Origin of the sequence: Dolomitihabitans soli (assembly GCF_022213955.1) — a bacterium.
GTDB classification, from domain to species: domain Bacteria; phylum Actinomycetota; class Actinomycetes; order Streptosporangiales; family Streptosporangiaceae; genus Streptosporangium_A; species Streptosporangium_A soli.
On the sequence record NZ_JAKNTW010000024.1, the window covers coordinates 87,267 to 107,859 of the forward strand.

Sequence of the window (20,593 nt, forward strand, 5' to 3'; positions counted from 1 at the left end):
GGTGGGGCCCCGCTCGCGACGTCTGGGGAGGCTCTGCCGCGATGACCAGTGGCCGTGAACCGACCGGCTCCCGGCTCGTCCCGGGCGACGCCGGGCTGGGGCTTCCCGCGGGCGCACGGGCCTGCCTGTTCGACCTCGACGGGGTGATCACCCAGACGGCGACGCTGCACGCCGCCGCCTGGCAGGAGATGTTCGACGACTACCTTCGCGGACGGGGCGAGCGGCCGTTCGATCCGGTGGCCGACTACGACGCCTACGTGGACGGCAGGCCCAGAGCCGAGGGCACCCGCTGTTTCCTCGCCTCCCGTGGCATCGTGTTGCCGGAGGGCGGGCCCGGTGATCCGCCGGACGCCGAGACGGTGCGCGGGCTGAGCGACCGCAAGAACGAGATCGTGCTGGGCATGATCCGCCGGCACGGCGTGCGGGTGTACGACGGGTCGATCCGCTACATCCGGGCCGTGCGGGACGCCGGAGTGCGCCGGGCGGTGGTCTCCTCCAGTGCGAACTGCAAGGAGGTGCTCGCGGGGGCCGGCATCGAGGACCTGTTCGAGGAGCGCGTCGACGGCCTCACCGCGGCGCGGGATCACCTGGCCGGGAAGCCCGCGCCGGACATGTTCCTCGCCGCCGCCCGCCTTCTCGGGGTGAGCGCGGCGGAGTCCGTGGTGTTCGAGGACGCCCTCGCCGGAGTCGCGGCGGGCCGGGCCGGCGGGTTCGGCCTGGTGATCGGGGTCGACCGGGCGTCACAGGCCGACGCGTTGCTGGCGCACGGCGCCGACGTGGTGGTGCGGGATCTGGCCGAACTGCTGGATCACCCGTGATCGGCCACCCGGCGTTCTTCTGCGAGCCGTGGCGGCTGCGGGTCAGCGGCGTCGACATGGACCTGCTCGCGCAGACGGAGTCGGTGTTCGCGCTGTCCAACGGGAATCTCGGCTGGCGGGGCAACCTCGACGAGGGGGAGCCGCACGGCCTGCCCGGCTCCTACCTCAACGGGGTCTACGAACTGCGCCCGCTCCCCTACGCGGAGGCCGGGTACGGCTACCCGGAGTCCGGCCAGACGGTGATCAACGTGACCAACGGCAAGCTGATCCGCCTCCTCGTCGACGACGAGCCGTTCGACATCCGATACGGCGAGCTGCGCTCACACGAGCAGTCGCTCGACTTCCGCGCCGGGGTGCTGCGCCGCGACGTCGAGTGGGTCTCCCCCGCCGGCTGCCCGGTGCGGATCTCCTCGACCCGGCTGGTCTCCTTCACCCAGCGCTCCATCGCGGCGATCTGCTACGAGGTCGAGCCGCTGAACGGCTCGACGCGGGTGGTGGTGCAGTCCGAACTCGTGGCGAACGAGCAGCTTCCACCGCCCGGCGGCGACCCCAGGGTCACCGCGGTGCTCCAGGCCCCGCTGGTCGAGCGGGAGAACTGGGCGAAGGACACCCGCGCCGGGCTGGTGCACGCCACACGGCACAGCGGCCTGTGCGTCGCCACGGTGATGGACCATCTCGTCGGCGGGCCGCCGGGGACCAAGGTGCGGTCGGAGAGCTCTCCCCACCTCGGGCGGGTGACGGTGACCGCGCCGATCGAGGCGGGAGGCAGGCTGCGGCTGGTCAAGTTCGTGGCGTACGGCTGGTCGGCGTCGCGTTCGCTGCCCGCCGTACGGGATCAGTCGGACGCGGCGCTCGCCGGGGCGGTGCAGTCCGGGTGGGAAGGGCTCGCCGCGGAGCAGCGGTCCTACCTCGACGCGTTCTGGGGGCACGCCGACGTGCAGGTCGACGGGGATGCCGAGATCCAGCAGGCGGTGCGGTTCTCGCTGTTCCACGTGTTGCAGGCCGGGGCGCGGGCGGAGGGGCGGGCGATCCCCGCCAAAGGGCTGACCGGGCCCGGTTACGACGGGCACTGCTTCTGGGACGCCGAGTCGTACGTGCTGCCCGTGCTCACCAACATCGCGCCCGGCGCGACGGCCAACGCGTTGCGCTGGCGGCACTCCACGCTGCCGATGGCCACCGAACGGGCGGCCCAGCTCGGGTTCCGCGGGGCGACGTTCCCGTGGCGGACGATCCGCGGCGAGGAGTGCTCCAGTTACTGGCCGGCGGGCACGGCCGCGTTCCACGTCAACGCGGACATCGCCGACGCGGTCGCGCACTACGTCGACATGAGCGGGGACGAGGCGTTCGAGCGTACGGCCGGCCTGGAACTGCTGGCGCAGACCGCCCGGCTGTGGCGGTCGCTGGGCCGGCACGACACCCGAGGCCGGTTCCACATCGACGGGGTCACCGGGCCCGACGAGTACAGCGCCATCGGCGACGACAACGTCTACACCAACCTGATGGCCCAGCGAAACCTGGTCGCCGCAGCCGACGCGGCCGGCCGGCATCCCGCCGCCGCGCGCGAGCTGGGCATCGACCGGGAGGAGATGGCGGCCTGGCGCGACACGGCGGCGGCGATGTACATCCCGTATGACGACGTGCTGGGCGTCCACCCGCAGGCGGAGGGGTTCACCGGGCACCAGGTCTGGGACTTCGCCGCCACCGCCCCCGAGCGGTATCCCCTGTTGCTCCACTTCCCCTACTTCGACCTGTACCGCAAGCAGGTGGTCAAGCAGGCGGACCTCGTGCTGGCCATGTACCTGCGCGGCGACGCGTTCACCGCCGAGCAGAAGGCCCGCAACTTCGCCTTCTACGAACGGCTCACCGTCCGCGACTCCTCGTTGTCCGCCAGCGCCCAGTCGGTGATCGCCGCCGAGGTCGGGCACCTGCAACTGGCCTACGACTACCTCGCCGAGGCCGCCCTGATGGATCTGGAGGACCTGGAGCGCAACACCCGCGACGGGCTGCACATCGCGGCACTCGCCGGAAGCTGGATCGCCCTGCTCGCCGGTCTGGCCGGGATGCGGACCCGGAACGGCATCCTGTCCTTCGCCCCGCGGCTTCCCGCCGGGCTGACCCGGCTCGCCTTCACGATCGTCCGGCGGCGGCAGCGGCTGGCGGTCAACGTGGCGGTGGACACGGTCGACTACACCCTGCTCGACGGCGACCCGCTGCCGATCCTCCACCACGGTGACCCGGTCACCGTCCCCGTCGGCGATCCGGTCACCCGCCCGATCCCGCCGGCGGTCGCGACCACACCGCCGCCCACGCAGCCTCCGGGCCGGGTGCCGGCCAGGAGGCATCCCACCCCGGTAGGCGACGCCTCCCGTCTCTGAGATGCTGCGTGCATGTATGTCGGCCTGCACCACATGCAGCTGGCCATGCCTCCCGGCGAGGAGGCCGCGGCTCGGGGTTTCTTCGCGGGTGTCCTCGGCATGCGGGAGATCGACAAGCCGGCCGCGCTCGCCACCCGGGGTGGCGCCTGGTTCCGCGCCGGGGGCCTGGAACTCCACCTGGGGGTTCAGGACGACTTCCGGCCCGCGACGAAGGGCCATCCCGGCATCCTCGTGGACGACCTCGACGCCGTCGTCTCGCGTCTCGCGGCCGCCGGGCAGCAGGTGCGCTGGGACACCGGCTTCCCGGGGTTCCGGCGGGTCTACGCCCACGACCCGTTCGGCAACCGCCTGGAGTTCCTGCAGGCCCTGAGCTGACCCGCGGATCATTACAGACCGGGCACGAGATTCCCGCGCTCCGTGTCAAGGCCGACGGCGTGGGAACGGAAGCACACATGACACCCCCCACTCCACAGGCGGAGCAGGTCTCCCTCAAAAGGGCGATCGGCCCGAAACTCCTCATCCTCTTCATCGTCGGCGACATCCTCGGCACGGGCGTCTACGCGCTCACCGGCAAGGTCGCGGGCAAGGTGGGCGGTGCGCTGTGGCTGCCGTTCCTGATCGGGTTCGTCATCGCCATGCTGACGGCCATGTCCTACGTCGAGCTGGTGACGAAGTATCCGCGGGCCGCCGGCGCCGCCCTCTACACCCAGCGGGCGTTCCGCGTGCCGTTCCTGACGTTCATGGTGGCGTTCACGGTCATGTGCTCCGGGCTGACCTCGGCCAGCGCGGCGGCCCGCGCCATCGGCGGCGACTACCTGGAGCAGTTCGTCACCCTGCCCAGCGTCGTCGTCGGCGTGATCTTCATCATCGGGGTGGCCCTGCTGAACTACCGGGGCGTCTCCGAGTCGGTGAAGACCAACATCGTCTTCACCATCATCGAGCTCGCCGGGCTCCTGGTGATCGTCGTCATCGGCGTCTACGCCGTCACCCAGGGCGCCGGGGACCCGTCCCGGCTGACCGAGATCCGCACCGACCAGTCGGGCGGCCTGCTGCTCGCCCTGATGGGCAGCACGGCCCTGGCCTTCTTCGCGTTCGTCGGCTTCGAGGACTCGGTCAACATGGCCGAGGAGACCAAGGATCCCTCCCGCAACTTCCCCCGGGCGATCTTCCTCGGCGTGGCGATCACCAGCGCGGTCTACATCCTGGTCGCCCTCACCTCCTCTCTGCTGGTCGACTACCGGATTCTGGAGCAGTCGTCGGGGCCGCTGCTGGAGGTGGTCAAGGCGGGCGGGCTCAACTTCCCGCCGCAGCTCTTCGCCGCGATCGCCATCTTCGCGGTGGCGAACTCCGCCCTGATCAACATGATGATGGCCTCCCGGCTGGTGTACGGCCTGGCCAACGAGCGGGTGGTGCCGCGCGGCCTGGGCTGGGTCGATCCGCGCCGCCGTACGCCGGTGATCGGCATCATCTTCACCACCGCCCTGGCCATCGCGCTGATCTCGACCGGTGAGATCAGCGGGCTCGGTGACACGACCGCCTTCCTGTTGCTGTGCGTCTTCACGGTGGTGAACGTCGCCGTGCTGGTGCTGCGCAAGGACACCGTGGAGCACGCGCACTACCGGGCGCCGACGATCCTGCCGGTGCTCGGCGCGGTGCTGGCCTTCGTGCTGGCCAGCCCGCTGACCGGCAGGCCCGCCGAGGTCTACATCAGGGCGGGCCTGCTGCTCGCGCTCGGCCTCTTCCTGTGGGTGATCAACTGGGCGGTGCTCCGCCGCCAGGAACGCGCCCACTGACCGGCCAGCCGCCGAACGACCGTGTTCCTGCCCCGGTGCGGACGCGCGCCGCCGAGGTGCCCAGCCCCGTGGGCGGGAACACGATTCCCGGGGCCGCCGCCCGCCTGTCCGCCCGGAGCGCGGCCTCGGTGTAGCGGACGCATCTGCGGTGCCATTCGAGGATGCCGGACATCCACTCCTTGAGGTCGTCGGCCTGCCGGGTGAGGATCACGCGGATCGGCTCCGCGAGCGCCAGATCCTCGAACATCGCGGGCAGGTCGTTGGCGACGATGTGCTCGAACTGCCGCATCCGCGCGGTCATCAGGTCGTTCACGATGTCACGGGCCTGCCAGCGGTCGACGTCGAGGAACTTCTCGACGACCAGGACGATGTTGTGGATCTCGCCCTCGTACTCGATCTCCTTCTGGTAGGAGAACAGGTCGTTGAGGAAGCAGGCGTAGTCCTGCGCGGCGGTCTCGAGCTCACGCATGACCCTCGTCTGATGGATCTCCGGCGGGATCTCCTCGAAGTGCGCGAGTTTCGCCAGGTCGATCGTCAGGTCGGAGCCGAAGGTCTTGCGGCGCATCTCGACGTAGTCGATCGGGTCGGGGATGCGGTGCTGGATGTCGTTGAACAGCTCCCACAGCCAGCTCTCCGTCATGTCCTCCACCGCGGTGCGGAACTGCCTGCGGGCGGACGGCGTCATCGGCCCGGCGGTCCGCCGCCACAGGTCGTCGAGGCCGCGCTCCACCGGGTTGGTCGGCTCCGGCACGGGCTCGCCGTCCAGGGGCATGAACATGGACAGCCGCTCGTTGCAGAGCTTCGCCGCCGCGAGGTCGCGGGCCCTGCCGAACACCAGGGGGAAGTAGTCGTCGCCGTAGGTGCCCCAGGCCAGCCAGTCGGCGGACAGGTCGAGTTCCTCGGCGGTGGCGTCGGCGTGGATCATCGCGGCGCAGTGGGCCAGGTCGTAGCCGAGGAAGCGGCGCTCGTCCCACACCCCGCCGGTCTCCACCCCGGGGACCGAGTCGAACAGGCCCATCCGCCGCGCCCAGCCGACCGCGTTACGGCGTGCGGCGTCGAGGTGCGGGCTGGTCCTGATCGGGAAGGGCATGTAGATGTCAGGCAGCGGCAGGTGCCCGACCGGCTTGAACAGCGTGTGGGAGAACTGCCTGGCCCTGCGCCCGTGGCCCAGCCGCGCCGGAATCGCGGTGGCCGTGCCCAGCCCGGTCGGGCCCCCCAGCACACCGGGAGGGCCGGCGACGGCGCCCTCGTTCATGTAGCGGCTGGATCGCGCGTGCCACTCGTGCCCGCCGGACTGCCAGTCCTGGAGGCCCTTGGCGTAGGCGGCCACCGCGACCTGCTCGGACGGGGACGCGGCCTGGTCGGCCAGCAGGCCGGGGATCTCGGTCAGCGCGGTGCTCTCGAACTGCTGCAACCTGGAGGTCAGCAGGTCGTTGACCAGGTCGGCGGCCTCCTGGGTGGAGCAGTCGAAGAACCGCTCGAAGACCAGCACGGCGTTGGAGTTCTCCCCCTCCTCCTGGACCTCGCGCTGGTAGGAGAAGAGGTCGTTGCGCAGGTGCACGGCGTCGGAGAAGGTGTCGGACAGCACCTTCAGCGGCCGGGTGGCCGCCAGCCGGTCGGGGAGCTCGGCGCCCGCCGCGCACTCCACCAGGTTGGCCGACCAGGGGGCGCCGCCGACCCGCCGGCGCATCTGCACGTATTCGATCGGGTTGGCGATCCTGCCCCGGTCGATGTTGTCGAGTTCCCACATCGACTCCACCATCAGATTGCGGGTGCTGATGGTGAAACGCCGCCGCCATCCCTCCGACATCGCCGGGACGGTTCGCTCCCACAGGTCCGCCAGCCCGGCCTCCGCCTCGTTCTCCGGCTGCGGCGACGTCTCGCCGGGCGCGGTCATGAACAGTTCGAGACGATCGATGTACGCCTTCGCGGCGGGCAGGTCGCGGGAGTATTTGAACAGCTCCAGGAACTGGTCGTCGAAGAAGAAGACCCAGACGTACCAGTCGGTGATCAGATCCAGCATGGGACCGTCGCAGTCGGGATGGGTGTACGCGCACATCAGCGCGTAATCCATCCGGTCAAGCTCGGCTTCGTCCCAGATCACGCCACCGCCGGGCTTGGGCGCGTCGAGCATGCCCATCCGGCGCGCCCAGGCCATGCTGTGTGCGCGGGAACGCTCCAGATTCGGATTGATCCTGGCGGGATATGGCATGTAGAAGTCGGGCAGCTCAAAAGGTCGCATGACCACCTGCCTACCCATCATGGCCAGAAAGTAAAGCACGATCAAAGGAATTAAATTATCGGCCCATTTTTATCAGAAAAACTCCTTGAATAAGCTCGCAAATCAATTCATGAGGACCCTCGGAGAGCAATAGTCGCATTTATCCGTATAGAGTGCCCTCCGGGCCTTCTAGCACTCGGCGCGACCCTGCCGCCAGTAGCCCTTGAACGCCACCGACCGCCGGTCCATCCCGCGTTCGGCGACCAAATGGCGGCGCAGCGTCCTGATCGTGGCCGCCTCGCCCGCCAGCCACGCGTACAGCGACCTGCTGGACGGCGCGTCCGGCACCTCCCACAACTCCTCCGCGTCGACGTCGACGTCCTCGAAGTCCCCCGCCGCCACGGCGGCGGGGAGCAGCCGTTCGGCGGCGGTCCTGACGGCGGGGACCAGCCGGGTCCCGTGCTCCGCGCCCGCGCGGGGCAGCCATCTGACGGCCAGCCCGGCCGGCGCGGCCACGGGAAGGACGTCGTCCTCGTGCGGCACCTCCAGCAACGCCTCCCCCGAGCAGCGGGCGGGCAGGCGTTCCAGGATGGCGGTGATCGCGGGCACGGCGGTCTCGTCGCCGGCGAGCAGCACGGTCTCCGTCTCCTCCGGCAGGTGGAACTCCTTCCCGCCGTGCCGCCCCTCGTGCCGGGCGTCGGGACCGAGCAGGGCGGCCACGTCGCCCGGCCGTACGGTGCGGGACCAGCGGGCGACCGGGCCCGCGTCGCCGTGCGGGTCGTGCAGCACGATGTCGACGTCCACCTCGCGCTGGTGCGGGCGGACCGCCCGCACGGTGTAGGTGCGCAGAGGGTTGCGCAGCTCGTCGGGCAGGCTCCGCCAGCGCGGGTACCAGTCGGGCCCGGTCGGCAGGTGTGCCAGCCCGTGCTCGGGCAGCGGCAGGATCAGCTTGATCCGCTGGTCGAAGCCGTTGTCGGCGAAGAGGTCGAGGTCGTCGCCGGTGAAGGTGACCCGCAGGAACGAGGGGGTGAGCCGCCTGAGCCCGCCCACCTTGACGAAGAAGAAGCGGTAGGGCTCGGTCATCGTACGGCCCGCCCGGCCAGACCGCGCGGCCGCAGATCCGTCCAGTGCGCCGTGACGTAGTCCAGGCAGGCGGCGCGCCCGGCCGGCCCGAACGCGATGATCCAGCCGGCGGGGACCGCGGCGAACTCCGGCCACAGCGAGTGCTGGCCCTCGTCGTTGACCAGGACGAGGAAGATGGCGTCGGAATCGTCGAACGGGTTGGTCATGGCTGCGCTCCCTCTGGCACCCGGGCGGAACGCCGGGCGATCGACTGGACGATCTCTCCGGTACGGACGGCGGTCATGGACAGCAGCGACGAGGCGATCCCGTGCGTGTCCTCGGTGGCTCCCTGGAGGTAGACCCCCCAGGTCTGCTCGGGCTCGGTGGCGATCCGGTAGTCGCGTTCCACCAGCGGCCCGCCCCCCACCCGGGTACGGCACAGCTCGCGCACCTCGCCGAGCAGGTCGAACGGGTCGCGCTCGCGGTAGCCGGTCGCGAAGACGGCCGCGTCGGCCTCGATCGTGCTCACCTCCCCCGTGGGCAGGAAGCGCACCTGGGCGCGCACGGCGTCCTCGTCGGCCCGCACGTCGAGCAGGCGGGACGCGTTCAGGATGCGCAGCCGTTCGACGCCCGCGACCTTCTCGGCGTAGGAGCGCCGGTAGAGCTCGTCGATGAGTTCGAGGTCCACCACCGAGTAGTTGGTGGCGCGGGAGTAGGCGAACAGCATCCGTTTCACCTCCTCGGGAGCGGCGAAGTAGTGGTCGACCGCCTGGGGGTCGAAGATCCGGTTGGCGAAGGAGCTGTCGTCGGCCGGCGCGTAGCCGTACCTGGTGAAGACCGCGCAGACCTCCGCGGCGGGGTAGGTCCGGTGCAGGTGCTCGACGGCCTCGGCGGCGCTCTGCCCCGCGCCGACGACCACGAACCGGCCGGGCCTTTCGTCGCCGAAGGCATCGAGCCTGCCGAGCAGTTCCTCGGTGTGCCAGATCCGCTCACCCTGCCGCACGCCGTCGGGCAGCACCGGGTCCAGACCGGCCGCGATCACGATGTTGCGGGTCAGGCAGGTGTGCAGCTCGTCGCCGCGCCGTACGACGATCTCCAGGGTGTCCCGGTCGGCCGGCCGTACCGCGACGACCTCCGAGCTGTAGGTCACCAGGCCGGCGAAGGCGGCGGCGACCCATTCCAGGTAGTCGTGGAACTCCAGGCGGCTGGGGAACATGGTCTTGTGATTGATGAAGTCGATCAGCCTGTCCTTGTCCTGGAGGTAGCACAGGAAGGAGTACGGGCTGGTGGGGTTGCGCAGGGTCACCAGGTCCTTGAGGAAGTGCACCTGCATGGTCGCGCCGTCGATGAGCATGTTGCGGTGCCACCCGAACCTCGGCTGCTTCTCGAAGAAGACCGCGTTCACGGTGGAGCCGTACTCCTCCTCCAGCGCCACCGCGAGGGCGAGGTTGGAGGGGCCGAAGCCGATGCCCACGACGTCATAGACCGGGGTCGCCATGTTCGCCTCTCTGTTGGTAGATCCGCGGCCTGGCGGCGGCGGGGTATGCGGGTCATGCCGCCTTCGCGGCCTTCACGATCTGCGGCACGACCTGGTCGATCACGTACGGCACGGCCGGCGGTGTCGGCGTGCGCAGCGGCCGGAACGCCTTGAGGCCCAGCCGCATGGCGAGCAGCGAGTGGCCGCCCAGGTCGAAGAAGAAGTCGACGTCAGGGGCCCACCTCGTCCACGCCCAAGGCCTCGGCCTCGGCCTCGGCGAAGCTGCGGCGGAGCGCCGCTTCCCGGTCGCCGGCCCGTCTGGGGGCCGTCGCCGTCGCCGCTCCGGTGACCGTCCGCGCCGTCAGGGCGACGGGCAGGGCTGCGGGCATCCGCGTCCCGGGATCGGCCGTGACGGCTCGCCTCGGCCATCATCCGCCGCATCAGTTCACGTCGCCGTGCGTCCGTCTGCTCCTGCACGCTCAACTCTTCCGTTGTCGCCTCGGCCCGGGGCAGCCAGCCCGGATCATGACTTAGGTTAGCCTTGCCTATTAATTCCGCACAAGGTTAGCCTTACCTAAATTGATCGACTTTCGCGGTCTTGTAAAGGAGACGGGTCCCCTTGCCGCTCGGTGTCCGCCGGATGAAGCCCGCACGGACGAGGTCCGTACCGAGGTGGTGGGACATCGGCCGGGCCGGCAAGCGCACCCGCCGGCCTCGCCTGACCTCCTACGGCGATGTCGAACTGTGCGCCTGCCGCTGCCGACTCGTCACGACGGTCAGCGTCCAGACCTGGCGCGCCCCGTCGAGCCGCCCGACTCCCGGGACGCATGACCTACCGGCAGATCACCCTGAACGTTGAGACCGACCTCGCGCCTCGGCTCCTTCTGAAGACGATCACGCCGTTCGCCCTCGGGTCCGGCGCCGCCGCCTTGGCGGGCGACCGGGTCGTGACTCGGCCCGGAAGCCTGGCACAGCGAACCTCGATCTGGACGGCTCAGCCAGGCCGCATCCCCGCCAGGGCGATTTCGATGAACCGGCGCCAGTCGCCGATCGCATTGCGGCTGAGGATCGCCACGGCACCGACGATCATGTAGAGGTCCCTCACCGTGATGCCCGGAGCGAGCGTTCCCGTGTCCTGCCCATGGCGTACCAGGGCGGCACCCACGGCGAGGAGTTCGGCTTCCGCCTTTCCACGGGGTGCCGTAGACCCGAGTGTCGCCTCGATGGCCCCGGTGAGTCCTCGCCCCTGCTCGTGGATCTCGGCGACATGGGTCAGGAAGCGCGTCAGCGCGAGGTGGGCATCCGGTTCGGGCAGGCAACGGTCTCTGGCGAAGTCCAGGATCTCCGCGAACCGTCGTCCGGCGATGGCCTCGATCAGGGCCTGCCGGGTGGGGAAGTGACGGTAGAGGGTTCCGATGCCGACTCCGGCCTCGGCTGCCACCTCCGACATGTGGACCCCGTCTCCTCGCTCGACGAACAACCGCTGAGCCACCACGAGCACCCGCCGGCGATTGCGTTCCGCGTCGGCCCGCGGCCGCTTTGACATCTCTTCGCACCCTCTGCTAAATCTCTAAACGGAATCGGATTCCGACTCCTTTTCGGAAAGGATACTCCCATGTCCAAGGAACCGCTTCTTCCTGCTGGACGCCGGCGCCTCCCGCCCCACCCGCGTGCCTCTGCCGCCGTGGACGACCGTCAAGGCCGGGGTCGAGGACACCCAGGGGCGCTTCTCCCTCATGGAGAACCGCGGCGACGGCAGCATCCCCGCCCACGTGCACGACACCTTCGACGAGTTCGTCTACGTCATCGAGGGAGACCTCGGCGTCGACTTCGACGGCAAGACCCACCGCCTGACCAGCGGCATGTGCATCCTGGTGCCCCGCGGTGTCACCCACGCCATGCGCAACCTCGGCGAGGACGGCTCCGCCGTACACGCGCTGCAGCTGTCGGCGCCGGGCGGCTGGGAACGTTACATGGAGGACGTCGCAGAGGCGGGCCTGCAAGGCGACTGGACGAAGGCCAACGAGGTGGGCAAGCCGTACGGCATGCGGTACCACCTCGGGGAGGGCGAGCCCGACGAATGGGGCGACAAGGAGCGCTTCTACCTGCTGGACAAGGGTGAGGCACGCCCGGGTCGGATCGTGGTGCCGCCCGCGTTCAGCGTCAAGGCGCGCACCACCGACACCGATGGGCTGTTCTCACTGCTGGAGGTCACGGTGGCGCAACCGGTCCCGCGGCACACCCACCACGTCGCCGACGAGTGCATCCATGTGCTCGACGGCGAGTTGGAGATCGAGTTCGACGGCGGGATCCGTACCGCGGGCAAGGGACAGTTCGTCCTGCTGCCCCATGGGGTGCCGCATGCGATCCGTCCCGGCTCCACCCCGCCGCCGCGGGTGGTCCAGATTTCCTCGCCCGGGGGCTGGGAGTGCGTGGTGGAGGCCCTGATCGAGCACAGGTCCGAGGTGAGCAAGGCAGGCCGCTTCGATCCGGCCGCCCTCAACCGGTACACACGCAGGTACCACGTCACCTACGAGGAGAACTAGGGAGCGTGGATCTTGATGGTTATGGGTGTAGATCATCCGTGCGGATGAGTAGCGTCACGGTCTGACGGACGAGGAGTGGAACGGCTGGCGTCGCTGCTGCCGGTCTCCACAGGACACGCCCCAGGAGGTTCCATGTCCTCGCTGCCGCACATGGATTGCAGCTCCCAACGGCCCCTCGTCGATCTCCCGTCGATCTCCCGTCGCCGACCGCCGGCGCGAGTCGCCTGTGCTCGACGTCAGTGCTCGACGTCAGTGCCGCTATGGCGTCGGCGGTCTGGGCACCGAACGCAAGCCGTCAAGCGCAAGCCGGATGAAACGCCGCCAATCTCCGCTGCCTGTCCGGATCACCGCCGCCAGCCCACAGACGATCATGTAGACGTCGTTCACCGTGGCATCGTCTCGGATCGCTCTCGCTGCCTGGCCGCGCTCGATCAACGTGCCCGCGAGCTTCTCCAACGCGATCCTGCTCTCGCCGGACGGCTCGTTCGAGCCCATGGCCGACTCGATCGCGCCGGACAGGCCTCGATCCCTGGCGAGCACTTCTCCGATGTGCCCCAGCAGGAGATCCAGCCCTTCACCGGAGTCGGGCGCGGCGAGGCACTGCTCCTGGGCGAAGGCGAGGATCTCCGCGAACCGGTGCTGCGCGGCCGCCTCGAGCAGAGCCCGCCGGGTGGGAAAGTGGCGGTAGACGGTGCCGATGCCCACCTCGGCGGCCCTGGCCACGTCTGCCATCTGCACCTCGTCGCCACGCTCGGCGAACAGGTCGCGTGCCACCTCGAGCACGCGCGCCCGATTCCGCTCGGCATCGGTCCGCGACCTGCCCCGACTAGACGACACGTTCGAAGGCTACCAGCGCGCCCCAGAGCCGGATTCGGCCTGGCCGGGCCCCTCCAGCCCCGCCCTCGGCCGACTCCGTCTCCGTGATCATCCGAGGCGCACTGGTCCAGCTTGAGGCCCCTCGACCACTACCGCGGGAGTGTCTCCTCGGCCTCGCGGTCCTGATGCACCGGACCCTGAGCGGTGTGTCAGCGAAGCTTGCGCGACCACACCGCCCAGTCGACCGGAAGAAGGCAGGTCAGGAAGCCATCCCAGCGCGATCGGATTCGCTACGCAGGACGCAGAACTCGTTACCTTCAGGGTCGGCGAGGATGGCCCAGCCCGTGCCGTCGGAGTTCCGGTGGTCAGCGACCAAAGTGGCGCCCATGCCCAGCAGTCGCTTGACCTCCTCCTCGCGCGAGGACTCCGGTCGAAGGCAGACGTGGATCCGGTTCTTGACCGTCTTGGGCTCAGGCACCTGGTTGAAGTGCAGCACCGGGCCCTGCGGCAACATCACCTGGGTTTCCTCGTCCCCCGGCCTATCCTCTGGATGCAGCGGACAGCCGGTCACCCCGCTCCAGAACTGAGCCAGCGAATAGGCATCCGAACAGTCGATCGCCACGTTCTGCAATACCGAAACCATGCGTGCGATTCTGTCTGACCACCAACCCCACCTGCGACCGAAATACGGCCCGCACCGCAGAGGCACGCTCAAGCATCGGCGTCACAGGACGCCGAACCCGTCAACGACGTCGCCGGGCTCATAGGCCATGAGCAGATCTCCGCAACGCTCAATCGCTACACGCACGCATCTCGAGACCGCAATAGCAAGGCCTGCGGTGTATTCGCAGACTTCTCCATAGCGACGTCCTCGAAGCACCATCCTGAAGACCAGCCAATCCAGGTCTCTCCGCGAGAGCCCTTCCCCATCTCTCCGGCCGATGCCCCACGCCTCCCGCAGCTTGCCGCAGACGGCATCGAACCCATCCTGTGGTTGGACAATGGCAATCCCCTCAAACCGTGGAGACGTCGTTATGCGGCGATGGCTTCGCCGGGCCTTGCTCTGGTCGCAGCTCGGGCGGTCATGATGCGCTGTTCGTAGTCGATCGGCGGTAGCCCGTCGGCGGCGGTGTGCCTGCGGCGGGTGTTGTAGAAATCGGCGATCCAGGTGGCGATCTTCACCCGGGCCTCGTCACGGCCGGCGAAGCGGTGCCGATGCACGAACTCGACGATTTGGAGCCGGACCTTAGTCATTGGTGGAGATACCTTCCTCGATTCTGCGAATACGAGGAGCAACCGACCCTCCCATCGGATTCTTTCGCATTCTAGAACTGCTACCATTCCGTCCCACAACCGCTGGGGGACATCATGCGATCAGAGATCAGCTTGGTCGAGTTAGGCGAAGAGCTGACTCGGATCGCCGCCCCCTCCGCCATCGCACCCCTTCCGGTAATCGAGGTAGAAGCTCTGGGGGAAGTGATCGGCGCGCCGCTCCCCGATGAGTTCCGCTCGTTTCTCCTTGAGTTCGGCGTCGGTGTCCGCCCCGGACCGCTGCTCGATCTCGAGTGGATCATCGATGAGACACAGCGAGAACAGCAACGCTTCCTGGAAGACCCGGACGTTGCAGTCTCTCCGCGAGAGCCCTTCCCCATCTCACCGGCCGATGCCCAACGCCTCCCGCAACTCGCCGCAGACGGCATCGAACCCATCCTGTGGTTGGACAAGCCGATGCCCGGCACCATGTTCCTTTGCGGCCACGGCTGCACATGGATCAGCATGCTTGCGCTGAATGGCGAGCTCGCCGGCACCGTGTGGATGACGGAGATGGGATGGGCCGAGGACATGTACTGGTGGCCATCCGCGCCTTGGAACGAGGACAAACGCTGGGGATATCCTTACAGCGGCTGGACCCAGCCGGTGCCCTTCCTCGACTGGTACATCCGCTGGACGAGACGAAACGTCGCCTGGCTCCAGAGCCGCTCGCAGTAGCCCATCAGCAACGGTGTCAGCAAGATCTCGGCATCGTCCGGGCAACCAGAAGCTCCTGACGGCGCAATTCCTCTTTCAGGGGCTTCCACGTTGCAGAGCCGACGAGGGGAATCGACCCCTGACCTGCTGTTTACCAGCGACATTAGGCGCAGCTCGAAGGCCTCAACCCATAGGTCATCTTCTGTCGGTGTCCATGGGTATCAATGGACAGTGTCAGCCCTTCCTTTAGCAAGATCAAGCGCAATATGGAGGCGTTCTCGCATAAACGGCCGCTCTCTTGCCTATCCCATACTCGATGACGCCAGAGGGATTGTTCTCAATGCCGAGAGTTCCTACCTTGAGACTCATGAGGTCGACGCCTGTAGAGATCCTGCCCCCACAGCCTCCTAGCTGGTACAAGAACCAGAACAGTACGGCCGCCAAAGGTGGTTGCAGTCAGCACGGAACTCCTCCGTGTCACGATGCCGTCGTCGCGAGCGTCGTTCTCGCCAATGCTGGAAGCGAGAACATTCAGTGGGCAGTCTGCCAACGAGGCCTCGACAAGCTTACGAGCGATCAGAACAAAGCGAACACTTGATCCGTAGGGAAGGGCAGACGCCTTGCCAACGGCATATCGCCCTGGTCGGGCGATTGATGCGGACCGGCGGAGTGATCGTGTAAGGCGGTGTTGCTGTACGGCTGTGGCCGCCAAGGACTACCAGCACTTCAGCAAGGGCGGCGGCTGAGACCTGGGCCGGTATCCCGAGGTGGCGCCTGACCTGCGATCCGGCCTCTCACCACTTCTCGATGTCTCCGGCCGTCTCACACCCTCGTGTGCCCTCGTTGTGCCCTGCCTTCGTAGATCTGGGTGATCTCCGATGCACTACGCAGCAACCTGCGGAAAACCTGTCGATCAGGAGCATGACCAGGGGTTACTGTTGCGACTGGCACTCGTCGTTCTCGCTGCTCCCGGCCATCCCACGGAACAGTGACGGAACAGGGCAGGAGGTTGCTCATGGCGATCCCCAAGAAGGGTTCGCGGCTCATCACCGTCGACGGCGCCGGATTCCGCTGGCGCGTTCGTCGCAAGCCCACGTACTGCCAGGGGAACAGTTGGGGCCCTATGACGTTCGCGGTGGAACTGGCCGACGCATCGGGTCGCGTGCTCCTGGTGTCGCTTCCTTGTTCACGGCCGGACGCGTGGCAGGGAGAGCGGACGACCGCCATACAGCCGGCACTCGTGACGGCGACCGTACGCCTAGCGCTCAAACGCGGCTGGGATCCACAGCAAGCAGGCGGCGCCTTCAACCTCAAACTCACCGATGGCGACCTGACTGACGTGATGAACGGCCCGCCTGCGTACGACGTCCCCTTCATGCGGAGATAGCTTCCTCCGCGACCAGCACGACCAGCACGACCGTCCGCTTTTCAGGCGGACCGATCACCCTGCCCGGCTACCCGTGCGCCCTGGTCAGAAGGTGGTGGACGGTCGTCGCCGTGCACGTGCGGTGCCCGATGTTGTCGTCAGATCCCTTGCCCTCATCGGCCCCACTGACCTGCTATTTACAAGCCAGTTCAAGTTCATCCATGGGATGCCTGCCATTGTCGAACGTGCCTGCTCGGCGGCCTCTATGGCTTGATCAGCTTCCATAGGTGTCTAAGGACGTCGTTAGCACAAGCGTTGGCAAGATCGGTTGAGCCGATTCCCATCTGAGCACGGGATGCCGACTGCCCCAGGGCTACTCAAACCTGGCCGAGGTTCTACAGCCGCCGCTTCTCCTCAGGCCACCACAGAGCCCTGACACGTGAGGTATGGACGCTCCTGCTCCAGCCACTCCAGGCTCAATCTGGCTCCCGTGGTCAGCTCGATTCGCCAGCGCTGCCGCTCGCCAGTTCTTGTCCCTCCTCCACCTGAAGTATGGGCCATGGCCGTCAGCTCTGGCCAACGCATGTGATTCAACTCGTGTACCCACGTCTCTGGTACATGGCATCGACCACGAGGAGCACTTCTCCGTCGGCGGCGAAGCCGATGCGGTTGTTTGGCGTTCACGTTCCAGTAGACGCTGAAGGCGCGGGCGCCGGCGCTGATATCCGCGATCGTTTGCGCGCTGTCACTCAGGGCGGGTGGCCCGCAGCGCTCTCACCTACAGGCCACCCGACCTCCGAGTCACGCGCGCACCAGGACGACGCTCGGCGGCGGCGGCACGGATGAATGCGGCTGGTCCTCAGGGGTGACCAGGGCGATCAGGGAAGCTAAAACTCCGCCCAGCTCGCGAGCCAGGGGCGTGTCCCCTCCAATACGAGCGATCGCGGCCAGAATGCATGCTGACGCATAGCAATAATCACGCTCGAGGGTGTCCGGGTGGTGCCGCGCACGCTCCATCAGACGGGCAGCTGTTGTGATCTGTATGACGGTGATGAAGTCGTGGAGTAGATCGGGAGCCTTACGCGCAAGCCGGGACAGTACCGCTGACGCGTCGTCGGCTGGGTTGCCGATACCCACAGCGCCTGCTACGTCCATTAGGAGACGGCGAGAAAAGCCCTCAACAGAGGGCGCACGCGCCCTCCAGGACGAAGCGCCATAAACCTTCATATAACGGCGGAGTAGTTCACGGCTTGCGAGCACCAAGCCAAGTCTGGTCAAGGTGTCCATTTCTGCCCAGCCATGCTGGTCGAGCAACGCGTCCAGAGTCTTTGTAGAAGCGATGTCCAGCTGTCGGCCAGCAGAGAAGTCCATCGTTCGGGCCAGGTCACGGACCATGTCCAGGGCCCGGTCGAGGCTGCGATCGCGGGCGAGAGCACGCGCGATGTCGCGAGCAAGGGTGCGCGGCAGGACGAGGTTGTGCTCTTGGATGCGCGTGAGGATGAGGTTGAGGTCATGGTCGAGGTCGCGGGCGAGGTCGCGGTCGAGGTCGCGGGCTAGAACGAGGGCTAGGTCGAGGGCACGATCGATGTTGATGTCGAGGCTTCGGGCCTGATCATCGGCAAGATCACGAGCGAGATCACGAGCGCGGTCAAGATCGAGCTGAGAAAGGTCGCGGTCGCGGTCGAGTACACGGTCGCGGTCGAGTGCACGGGCAGTGTCGAGGTCGCTGACGAGGTCGCTGACGAGGTCGCGAACCAGGGCACGAATCAGGTCGGTACGGCCAGGGGCTTGAGCCAGATTGAGAAGGAGGACAAGGCCGACGGCTTTGCGAAAGGAACCTTCGACAGGGGTGGGGTTGGCGGGTGGTGGATGGCCGAGGAGTTTGCGGAGGGGAATCGCATTGGGGAAGGAGATAAGGAAGAGGATGGGCCCGATGTGACTGGTGATGTGATACGAGCTCCTGGCGGTCTGTTGGGCGCTCGGAAGGTACGGGTGGGGGTGCCCTGGCCGGGTGGTGAGAGCGGGCAGGTCGCCGGCCGCCGCGGCGCTTGTCCAAAAGGCTGAGTGCTGGAGGTGGAAGGTGGTGAGGGCGTGACGGGCCTCATCGGGGGTGGGGAGGCGGTAAGGGGTGTCGGGGAGGACCTCGCCGAGCCAAGCGAAAAGACCGGCGATGTCGTCAGTACGTGGACCGAGATTGCGATCGCCGGGGTGGATGGGTGGAACGTCGCGGGCGGTGGTGTAGCGGTTCCAGAGGTCTGCGGGGATGGGCAGGGCGCAGATGCGGGTGCCGGTGGGGAGCGGCAGGGTGTCGTGGAGAGCGCGGGCCGCAGCGACGCCGTCCAAGAGCCGGGCTTCCTCAGGGTCGACGGGAATGGTGGCCAGAAGCTGGTTAAGGTGTGCTCGGAGGTCTGGGTCGAGGGTACTGGGGGGCTCGGCGCAGGCGAAGGCGAGGCTGAGGGCGTGAACGGTGCGGGCGCGCAGGCAGGCTTGGACGACCTCAGTGGCGTCGACGCCAACGGTCCACAGGAGGATGGTCTCGCGCCACCAGGGGTTGCTGACACTTCCGTGCAGGTACCGGCGCCGCTCGTCGGAGCGAACCGAGGCTGCGGCGAGATATTCCTGCAAAGTGAGGTGAACGAACCCGTAGTGGCCATGGCGATGCTCAACGATGAGCCCGGAGCGCCGCACATGCTCCAGAAACTCCTCGGGGGCCAGGTCGGGGGCGGCGCGATGCAGCGTGTCGCGGACGACGTCGCACGCCTCGCTGCTGGAGATGTCACGTAGGTGGCCGCACATCATGTGCCAGGCGAGCTCCTGGATGATGTGCTCTTTCTGACTTCCGCTCAGGACCGTGTCGATCGGTTGGGTAACGCCCTTGTCCTCTTGGCGACGATGCAGGAGGACCTGGCACATCTCGGCGTAGAGAGCGGCGCGGCTGGCGGGCAGCTGGCCTCGGTAGCGGTGCACGGTGGCGCTCATGGTCAGCAGCAACGGGTTGGCTGCTAAGTCGTAGAGAGCGGGTAGCTCACTGATACGGGAGAACAGCGTGTCGGCGAACTCAGCAGCAATCCGGTTGATCTCGGTCCTATCGCCCCGTCGGGCACGCCGTTCGACCGCCTGGTACCAGGCGTGCAGGAACTGCTTGATCTGATCGGCGGTGAACTGCTGAACCTGGAGGACCTCGGCGCTGGACAGCCGGTTGTCGTCGTAGCCGCGAGGGCGCGAGGTGATTACGAAAGCGTTGTCGGGGTAACGGGCGATCTGTTCCTCGACCCATCGCACGACACGCTTGCGCTTGTCGTGGTCGGCGACCTCGTCCAGTCCGTCCAGCAGAACTACGCACCGACCTTTGTCCAGTTGCCGGCCCATCCACACGGCGGTGACCACGCCTCGCAGGAACCGTGCCGTTGCTGCTGCGTGCTCCAGTCCGGACGTCGAGCCCTCGGGAGTGCCGTGGAGGATCACCTCGGCGTGGTCGCGCAGGTACAGCAGGACCGGTAAGGGCCGCCTGCGCCAGAAACGGCGTCGCCACGGCCGCCACTCACGCTCAGCCAACTCCAGAGCGGTGTAGCGGGCGAGGGTGGTCTTGCCTGAGCCTGCAGCACCCAGCACCGCCAGCACACGGCGCTTGGCGAGCAGCGGCCCCAGCTGGGTCCGTTGCCCCACGGCCCGTTCCTCATTGACAGATGATTCGCCGGTCGGCGCGCTTAGCACACTGGTCGGGACAGCTCCGCTATCGGCATCGCCGACGCCGCGGTCAGTAGTGGTCTCGACGACCGGCGTGGGTTGCAGAATGACGTCCACGTAGACCTGGCGGGTACGCAGCACGTATTCGGCTTGCGTGACCAGCCCGAGCGTCTCCATCTGCTCCGCCGATGCCCGTACGCGCCGTCGGTACCGACGGCGCGACATACGCCAGGGCATACCGGACCTGCCCTCTGTGTTCTGTTCGCCAGCAGCCTGGTTGTGCTCCCATGCCTTCGTCAACAGCAGCCCGAGCAGGGTGAGGCCGAACGCCCACGCTGCCCAGGCCAGCACCCACTTGTCGTCGTTGAGAATCTGGTTGGACGCCACCGCGGCGGCCATGAGTGCGGACGCGACCCCGAGCGCAGCGCAGATGTATTTGACGATTCTCGCCATCCGTCGCACAC

At 67.7% G+C, this 20,593-nt stretch carries 17 protein-coding genes; 7 read left to right on the plus strand and 10 right to left on the minus strand.

Annotated elements, in window-relative coordinates:
- Positions 1 to 41 precede the first annotated feature (41 nt).
- The 4 genes from MBA17_RS35610 (at position 42) to MBA17_RS35625 (ending at position 4,986) form a co-directional block, all read left to right on the plus strand.
- Positions 42 to 818, plus strand: coding sequence for a beta-phosphoglucomutase family hydrolase (locus MBA17_RS35610; RefSeq protein ID WP_238501839.1), 777 nt, complete (start codon positions 42 to 44; stop codon positions 816 to 818).
- Positions 815 to 3,193, plus strand: a complete 2,379-nt coding sequence (locus MBA17_RS35615) for a glycoside hydrolase family 65 protein (RefSeq protein WP_238501840.1) — start codon at positions 815 to 817, stop codon at positions 3,191 to 3,193. The genes MBA17_RS35610 and MBA17_RS35615 overlap by 4 nt, the downstream gene beginning before the upstream one ends.
- A 12-nt stretch (positions 3,194 to 3,205) precedes the next feature.
- The gene (locus tag MBA17_RS35620) at positions 3,206 to 3,568 is read left to right on the plus strand and encodes a VOC family protein (RefSeq protein WP_238501841.1); all 363 of its coding nucleotides are present in this window, start codon (positions 3,206 to 3,208) and stop codon (positions 3,566 to 3,568) included.
- Between the two features lie 77 nt (positions 3,569 to 3,645).
- A complete protein-coding gene (locus MBA17_RS35625; RefSeq protein WP_238501842.1) occupies positions 3,646 to 4,986 on the plus strand; it encodes an APC family permease in 1,341 nt (446 codons plus the stop codon).
- Here the strand turns inward: MBA17_RS35625 and MBA17_RS35630 are convergent.
- The 6 genes from MBA17_RS35630 to MBA17_RS35655 all read right to left on the minus strand — a co-directional run bounded on the left by MBA17_RS35630 (position 4,946) and on the right by MBA17_RS35655 (position 11,292).
- Positions 4,946 to 7,228, minus strand: coding sequence for a terpene synthase family protein (locus MBA17_RS35630; RefSeq protein ID WP_238501843.1), 2,283 nt, complete (start codon positions 7,226 to 7,228; stop codon positions 4,946 to 4,948). The two genes, MBA17_RS35625 and MBA17_RS35630, sit on opposite strands and share 41 nt — an antisense overlap.
- A gap of 168 nt (positions 7,229 to 7,396) precedes the next feature.
- Positions 7,397 to 8,290, minus strand: coding sequence for a siderophore-interacting protein (locus tag MBA17_RS35635; RefSeq protein WP_238501844.1), 894 nt, complete (start codon positions 8,288 to 8,290; stop codon positions 7,397 to 7,399).
- Positions 8,287 to 8,496, minus strand: coding sequence for an MbtH family protein (locus MBA17_RS35640; protein ID WP_238501846.1), 210 nt, complete (start codon positions 8,494 to 8,496; stop codon positions 8,287 to 8,289). The genes MBA17_RS35635 and MBA17_RS35640 overlap by 4 nt, the downstream gene beginning before the upstream one ends.
- Positions 8,493 to 9,767, minus strand: a complete 1,275-nt coding sequence (locus MBA17_RS35645; RefSeq protein WP_238501848.1) for a lysine N(6)-hydroxylase/L-ornithine N(5)-oxygenase family protein — start codon at positions 9,765 to 9,767, stop codon at positions 8,493 to 8,495. Before MBA17_RS35645 ends, MBA17_RS35640 begins: the two co-directional genes overlap by 4 nt.
- Positions 9,768 to 9,976: 209 nt before the next feature.
- Entirely contained in the window at positions 9,977 to 10,135 is a 159-nt protein-coding gene (locus tag MBA17_RS35650; RefSeq protein WP_238501850.1) for a hypothetical protein, read from the minus strand.
- A 605-nt stretch (positions 10,136 to 10,740) separates the two neighbouring features.
- Positions 10,741 to 11,292, minus strand: coding sequence for a TetR/AcrR family transcriptional regulator (locus MBA17_RS35655; RefSeq protein WP_238501852.1), 552 nt, complete (start codon positions 11,290 to 11,292; stop codon positions 10,741 to 10,743).
- 124 nt (positions 11,293 to 11,416) lie between these two features.
- On the opposite strand from MBA17_RS35655, the gene MBA17_RS35660 reads away from it, so the two are divergent.
- Complete coding sequence (locus tag MBA17_RS35660) at positions 11,417 to 12,292, plus strand: cupin domain-containing protein (RefSeq protein WP_238501853.1); 876 nt, start codon at positions 11,417 to 11,419, stop codon at positions 12,290 to 12,292.
- 258 nt (positions 12,293 to 12,550) lie between these two features.
- On the opposite strand, the gene MBA17_RS35665 is transcribed toward MBA17_RS35660, so the two are convergent.
- From MBA17_RS35665 to MBA17_RS35675, 3 genes are all read right to left on the minus strand, one after another.
- Positions 12,551 to 13,129 (minus strand): TetR/AcrR family transcriptional regulator, encoded by a 579-nt coding sequence (locus tag MBA17_RS35665; protein ID WP_238501854.1) that lies wholly within the window; start codon positions 13,127 to 13,129, stop codon positions 12,551 to 12,553.
- Positions 13,130 to 13,367: 238 nt separating this feature from the next.
- Complete coding sequence (locus MBA17_RS35670; RefSeq protein ID WP_238501855.1) at positions 13,368 to 13,751, minus strand: VOC family protein; 384 nt, start codon at positions 13,749 to 13,751, stop codon at positions 13,368 to 13,370.
- 389 nt (positions 13,752 to 14,140) lie between these two features.
- Positions 14,141 to 14,362, minus strand: a complete 222-nt coding sequence (locus MBA17_RS35675; RefSeq protein ID WP_238501856.1) for an integrase core domain-containing protein — start codon at positions 14,360 to 14,362, stop codon at positions 14,141 to 14,143.
- 114 nt (positions 14,363 to 14,476) lie between these two features.
- On the opposite strand from MBA17_RS35675, the gene MBA17_RS35680 reads away from it, so the two are divergent.
- Both MBA17_RS35680 and MBA17_RS35685 read left to right on the plus strand, forming a co-directional pair.
- Positions 14,477 to 15,097 carry an SMI1/KNR4 family protein gene (locus tag MBA17_RS35680; RefSeq protein WP_238501857.1) on the plus strand — a complete coding sequence of 207 codons (621 nt, stop codon included), beginning with the start codon at positions 14,477 to 14,479 and terminating at the stop codon, positions 15,095 to 15,097.
- Positions 15,098 to 16,091: 994 nt separating this feature from the next.
- The gene (locus MBA17_RS35685; RefSeq protein ID WP_238501858.1) at positions 16,092 to 16,463 is read left to right on the plus strand and encodes a hypothetical protein; all 372 of its coding nucleotides are present in this window, start codon (positions 16,092 to 16,094) and stop codon (positions 16,461 to 16,463) included.
- Positions 16,464 to 17,243: 780 nt separating this feature from the next.
- On the opposite strand, the gene MBA17_RS35690 is transcribed toward MBA17_RS35685, so the two are convergent.
- Positions 17,244 to 20,582: an NACHT domain-containing protein gene (locus MBA17_RS35690; protein WP_238501859.1), complete on the minus strand. Its 3,339-nt coding sequence runs from the start codon at positions 20,580 to 20,582 to the stop codon at positions 17,244 to 17,246.
- Between the last annotated feature and the right edge of the window lie 11 nt (positions 20,583 to 20,593).